Source organism: Ancylomarina subtilis (genome assembly GCF_004217115.1).
Lineage (GTDB): Bacteria > Bacteroidota > Bacteroidia > Bacteroidales > Marinifilaceae > Ancylomarina > Ancylomarina subtilis.
Map to the genome: position 1 here is coordinate 1 of NZ_SHKN01000008.1, position 5,580 is coordinate 5,580.

General features: G+C 32.6%; 5 protein-coding genes. All 5 read left to right on the plus strand.

The genetic code is table 11. The features are described from left to right. The first annotated feature begins 223 nt into the window (after positions 1-223). Positions 224-388 (plus strand): hypothetical protein, encoded by a 165-nt coding sequence (locus EV201_RS16460; RefSeq protein ID WP_165389690.1) that lies wholly within the window; start codon positions 224-226, stop codon positions 386-388. 6 nt (positions 389-394) lie between these two features. Then, a complete protein-coding gene (locus EV201_RS16235) occupies positions 395-886 on the plus strand; it encodes a hypothetical protein (RefSeq protein WP_130308701.1) in 492 nt (163 codons plus the stop codon). A 373-nt stretch (positions 887-1,259) separates the two neighbouring features. After that, positions 1,260-2,078 (plus strand): hypothetical protein, encoded by an 819-nt coding sequence (locus tag EV201_RS16240; protein WP_130308702.1) that lies wholly within the window; start codon positions 1,260-1,262, stop codon positions 2,076-2,078. Positions 2,079-2,304: 226 nt separating this feature from the next. After that, positions 2,305-3,234: an SIR2 family protein gene (locus tag EV201_RS16245; RefSeq protein ID WP_130308703.1), complete on the plus strand. Its 930-nt coding sequence runs from the start codon at positions 2,305-2,307 to the stop codon at positions 3,232-3,234. 798 nt (positions 3,235-4,032) lie between these two features. After that, positions 4,033-5,286, plus strand: a complete 1,254-nt coding sequence (locus EV201_RS16250) for an SIR2 family protein (RefSeq protein ID WP_130308704.1) — start codon at positions 4,033-4,035, stop codon at positions 5,284-5,286. Positions 5,287-5,580: the final 294 nt, after the last annotated feature.

The window sequence follows — 5,580 nt, forward strand, 5'->3', positions numbered from 1 at the left end:
TATATAGTTTGCATAATATCTGCGTTTTATTAACTTTATGTTCGCTTTGATAAGGCGGTCGTTTTATATCCCGCCGACAACTTAGCAAGCCCGTTGCCACCCATTTAAAAAATACCTCAATATCTATTTGATTAGAGGTGTCAGTATTTTGATTTATAAACATGAGCAATGATTGACTGGACTGTTGCTTATAATATTTGAAATAATTGTAATAAATAGCCTTATGAAACTAACAGAAGAAACTGCTAAAGATTTAATTGAAAGTTTTGATACTCTATCTGAACAATTGAAAGAATTTAGAGAACATTTTAATTTCGGTGTTATAACGGAAAGACAAGAAGGTTTAATATTTAATCTAACCGAGGAATTAAGGGAAAATAGAAAATAATTGATTATGAAGACAATAGTAGTTATTCTCCTAATGTTAATTTCATCTATTTCCTTTGGTCAAAGTGAAATTAAATTAAGTGTAAGACAAATTCAGAACTCATTCAATAATTTGGCAAGAACTAATTCACAAGTAAATAAGATTTTCATATTTGACAATAAGTCAAATGTTAGTGAAAAAGAAATTATTTACGGAGAAAAGATTTCTGATGAAATGAATATTCTTGCTACAGAAGACAATCAGGGTTTGGATGCTATTATCTTAAATTTAAGTGATATTTCTAAGGCTAATAACATTGCTGTGTTTTTTGAATATTGTAATACGATGATTATGGCAGTAGATTCTACATTGTCAAAAGATGAAGCTGAGATTTTATTAAAAGGATTATTTATTCAAGTGAAACATAGTGGTTTTGGTAAAAAATACACCTACGATTTAAATGGTCTAACATACTCAGTATTTGCAGCACCCAAAGAGTTTATTTTTGGAATAGAATAGTGATAGTTCTTATTTTGTTAATGAGCCTTTTTGCTTTTGAAATGTTCTTTTTACTTAACATCATTTGAATTGATTATATGTTTTTATTCTGAAACTCTTGGCAATTAGAATCTAGTAAATTAAACGGGTGGCAACAAAAGCTAAATTTCATGGGCGCTGATAAGCAGTTCGAAAGTTTAGTTCAATTAATAAACACCAGCAAGCCAACTAAATTGGTTTGCTTAAAAATATAAACAAATTAACTCGGCTTGCTTTCGTGAGTTTTGAAAGGTTATCTCTTTTAAATCGCCCACGCAACTTAGCAAGCCCGTTATGGGCAATTTTGAAAATGAGACCCCTGTGTTGCGAAACCTGATAATAAATAATTGAAAGAATGGAAGAATTAGGAAAGAAAATTCCAACAATATCTGCTTTCCTGTTAACAGCTGGTTTTGTTAATAGCTATAGTTACTATACTCATTTTCAAATTAATATTTTTACCTACCTGACAACAGGAGAACTTATTTTATCATTTCTTCCTGTAATAATCCCAATATTTATAGCGATTGTATTTATTCTTTACCATGCCTTTCGAGAAGGGGATAAATTCGAGAATAACATTAAGAACAACACATTCTTAGAAAATAAAGACTTGACATTTTGGGGACCTTTTAAAGATTTACTCAAGCTTATGAAGAGTAAATTTAGGACTTCAGAAAACAAGTGGAAATTACTGTATCATTATGTTTCACAAATATTAGCTAGGATTCTACTTCTAACTATTTTCCTTGGCTTGACATCATATTTTGTTTATTCATTCATTAAAAGACAAGGTTTTCCTTCCGAAGAGCCAATTCCCTTTTTTATACTCAGTGCAATTTGGCTTATTATTATAGCTTTTAAAATGCAGAAATATTTTCAGAAAAGAGTTCCTGATATTTCAGATTTTATGACTCAATCTGTTGTGGTTATTGGATTTTTGAGCATCATCTTTCTGTTTAATTCATTTAGAGCATTTAGCATATTGGAGAACAAACCATCGTATGAAATAGAAATAATTCAAAAAAATCTAAAAATGAAGTCAGACTCTAATATTGTTTATATAGGAAAGACCAAGGAATATATATTTCTAAGAAACCTGGAAGAGGAAAAGAATCTAATCATTGATAATAGAAATACGGAAATGATATTTTTAAAACCAATAGAAAAATAAAAAACTGCCCATAACAAAAGCTAAATTTCATGGGCGCTGATTAGCAGTTCGAAAGCTTAATACAATTAAGAAACAGCAGCAAGCCAAATAAATGGGCTCGCTTAAAATATAAATTTATTCGGCTTGCTTATTTAGCGCTTTGATAAGACTACTCTTTGAAATCGCCCACGAAACTTAGCAAGACCGTTATGGGCAAGCTTGACAAAAACGACAATCAACATAAAGCATGGAGAACACAATCTTTTTCGGGAATGGAATAAATAGACTTAGCCCTGAAAATATATCCTGGACTAACCTTCTAAATGATTTAAAAGAATCAAGAATGTTTGACAATGATGATTTGCCGAACACGATGATTTATGAAAGAATAATTCTTGAAAAGCCCAATAAACATCCAGATGTCTTGCATGATGAGTTTGAAACCAAAACAAAAATCGCAGATTTAATGGATGAAATCACTCCGCATCAAACTTACATTGATTTATTCAATATTAATGCAGAGAATTATTTGACAACAAATTACGATTATGCTTTTATTAAAAGTCTTCAAGAACTAAAGGAAGTGAATTTCCCAATTCATGAATATAGTTCAGAGGATGTTTATAGTATTAGACGCTTAAAACGAATCTCCAATGCAAAAGAGGCAAAAAAGCACTTTTGGCAAATTCACGGAGAAATTCGAAAACCGGCGACAATAATGCTTGGGCTAGACCATTATTGTGGTGAAATTGGCAAAATAGACAGTTATATAAAAGGAAATTATAGATACACAGAAAACAAAGAAACAATAACTGAAATTTCTCTTGCAGATAAGCTTCGAGATAAAAATTTCAGTGGTTCATCTTGGATAGAATTATTCTTCAACTCTAATATTCATATTATCGGTTTTTCTTTTGATTATGCAGAGATTGATTTATGGTGGATTATTAATAAAAGAGCCAGAATGAGAAAAAGTAATTTAGGTTCACAAATTACAAACGAAATAATTTTCTACTGCGATGAGATAAATGAGCATTTAAAAGGAGTATTAAACAGTATGGACATAAAAGTTGAGATTATTCCGACTTCCATCGGGAAAAATAAATACTCGGACTATTACAAAAATTTGACACAAAAACTAAATGAAAAAATAAAGCCAGCCCATAACAAATTGTAAATTGCATTGCGGGTGCAGTGGTGTGCGTTGTCTCTGCTCCTTTCTTGACCGTCATGTCCTACCGGACACTGACGCTCTTCGAAATCCGCAACGACAACTTACAAGTGACCGTTACAAACAATTGGGCTATTTCATGTTCTCGCAGGCAAGCTTGTAGCAATTGCTGTTTTATTGAGATAAATTGGTTGATTAGCTTTAAGCTGTTTTTTCTAAAGAGCTTTTGCTTATGATCACGGAAAAGCATTCCTGCATCAGCCTCATTCGCTTTGTCACGAAATTTGCACAGGTAGTCTCGTGTTATCCAATTTGCTTCATTCTGTTTTACCATGGCAAGCTAAGATCTGGCAAAAGCTGTTCCTTTTAACTAGAAGCCAGTAAGGGCTTCGTTCTTTTGCAAAATGCTGTGACTGTTGAAGGCGGCGCAAATTGTCACTTAGCCAGGGTGCATTTGCAGACAAAAGGTGAGTTAATTAGTAGGCTGCAAATTTCCGCGCCAAAGCTGCTTTTATTAGCCAAATTAGACGGGAAGGTTTTTTCTTACACATGAAGGTCTTCAACAGATTTGTAACATGCGCTATATGCCACAGGCGGTGCTTGTTGTAGGTTTTCGAAAGTTTGTGCTTTTAATGGGCACGGCAAAGTAATAGTTATTGAATTGTTATGGTTAAATTCAAAACTAAAATTGTTATCTTGCCTCTTTATAAAATTTGAAACATAAATCACGTAAGGCGCCTGCAGCACATAGCGCCAACCGTTACCAGTAATGCTATTTGGCAATTGCGAACAAAATAAATATAGATGAGACCAAAAGTATCGATATTAGTTGGATCAGGGTTTTCAATACCAGAAGGACTCCCTAGTGTGGGACAATTAAACCAGAGGCTATCCAAAATTGACGAAAGTGAAATTTTAATACATACTGACCAAACCGCAATTTTCTTAAACGGGCAGAATGATCCTAATCGTTGGTCCAGAAGGGATGAAAGAATCTTTCTTCAAGAATTTTTGGAGTTTTACAATGCTGAAGTATTAAAGAAAACAGAAGAGTTTCATTACGAAACATTTTATGACTATTATTCGGGTTACTTAACAAACCGTGAAAACAAGGAAACCATTGAAGATTTTTATAAAAAGTTTAATGATAGACACACCAAAGGAGCAATTATTTATAGAGACTGTTACAATAGAATTTCAGACTTTAATAGAAGCTTCAATCAACTTTTAGCTTCTCAATTACACAAGAAACAGTATTTCGAGGATGTTAGCACTTTAAATTATCCACCATATGATCCATTTATTGGTTTCTTAAAAGATTTACTAAAAACAAATGATGTAAAATTTCATACGCTTAATCATGATTTATTTTTTGACTGGATCGGTAAAAATCATTCAGATCTCTGGCAACATTTCACCGACGGATATCAACTTGAAGGTTCTCCATTTTATGGAACAGTAAGTTATGATTTTAATAGTGGAACAGATAATAAGGTGCATAAGACGTACTATGTGAAGTTAGAACGTTACACAGATAAGTTCGACAAACCTCTATCTTTATTTAAACTTCATGGTAGCATTTACAATACAATCGTTTATACTCCGCAACCTGATCAACAAAGAATACGTCTCAAAGATAATTATGCCATTTCCCAGTTTTACATGGAAACACCTGACCCAAAAACTGGTGAACCTAAACTTGAATACTTATTGGATGAAGTTTCTCCAGATTTTTTAAGTGGAACTACTAACAAAACAAGATTTTATACTAGAGACCCATATTATAAAAATCTCTTCAAACACTTTGAGAATAATTTATCTGAATCAGAGCTGCTTGTAGTTATTGGATATGGTTTTAATGATGGTGGTATTAATGAATATCTTGAAAAGTACTTTCTATCAAGGGGTAAGCATATGGTTATAATAGATCCGTATAAACCCAAGTCACACTTAATTGAAAAATATTCTGCGACATATATACCTAAAGGAGTAACTCAAGTAACATATCAAGAATATATGGAGCTAATTCCTGCTGAGTTAAACCCTGTAAATAAATAAAATAGGGAGATTAAAGCACAACTGGTAACAAAAGCTAAATTTCATGGGCGGTGGAAATTGCTCAAGAGTTAGTTCAATTAATAAACACCAGCAAGCTACTTAAATTGGTTTGCTTAAAAATATAAACAAATTTACGCGGCTTGCTTTCGTGAGATTTGAAAAGTCGATTGTTTTAATCGCCCACGAAAACTTAGCAAGACCGTTAGGGGTCATTGCCTGACTTTGTTTTTAAATTTTCGCTTCGATTCCAGGCAAGAGAAAGCAAGCTATAGGCAACAGCGGAGGGATTAAAAA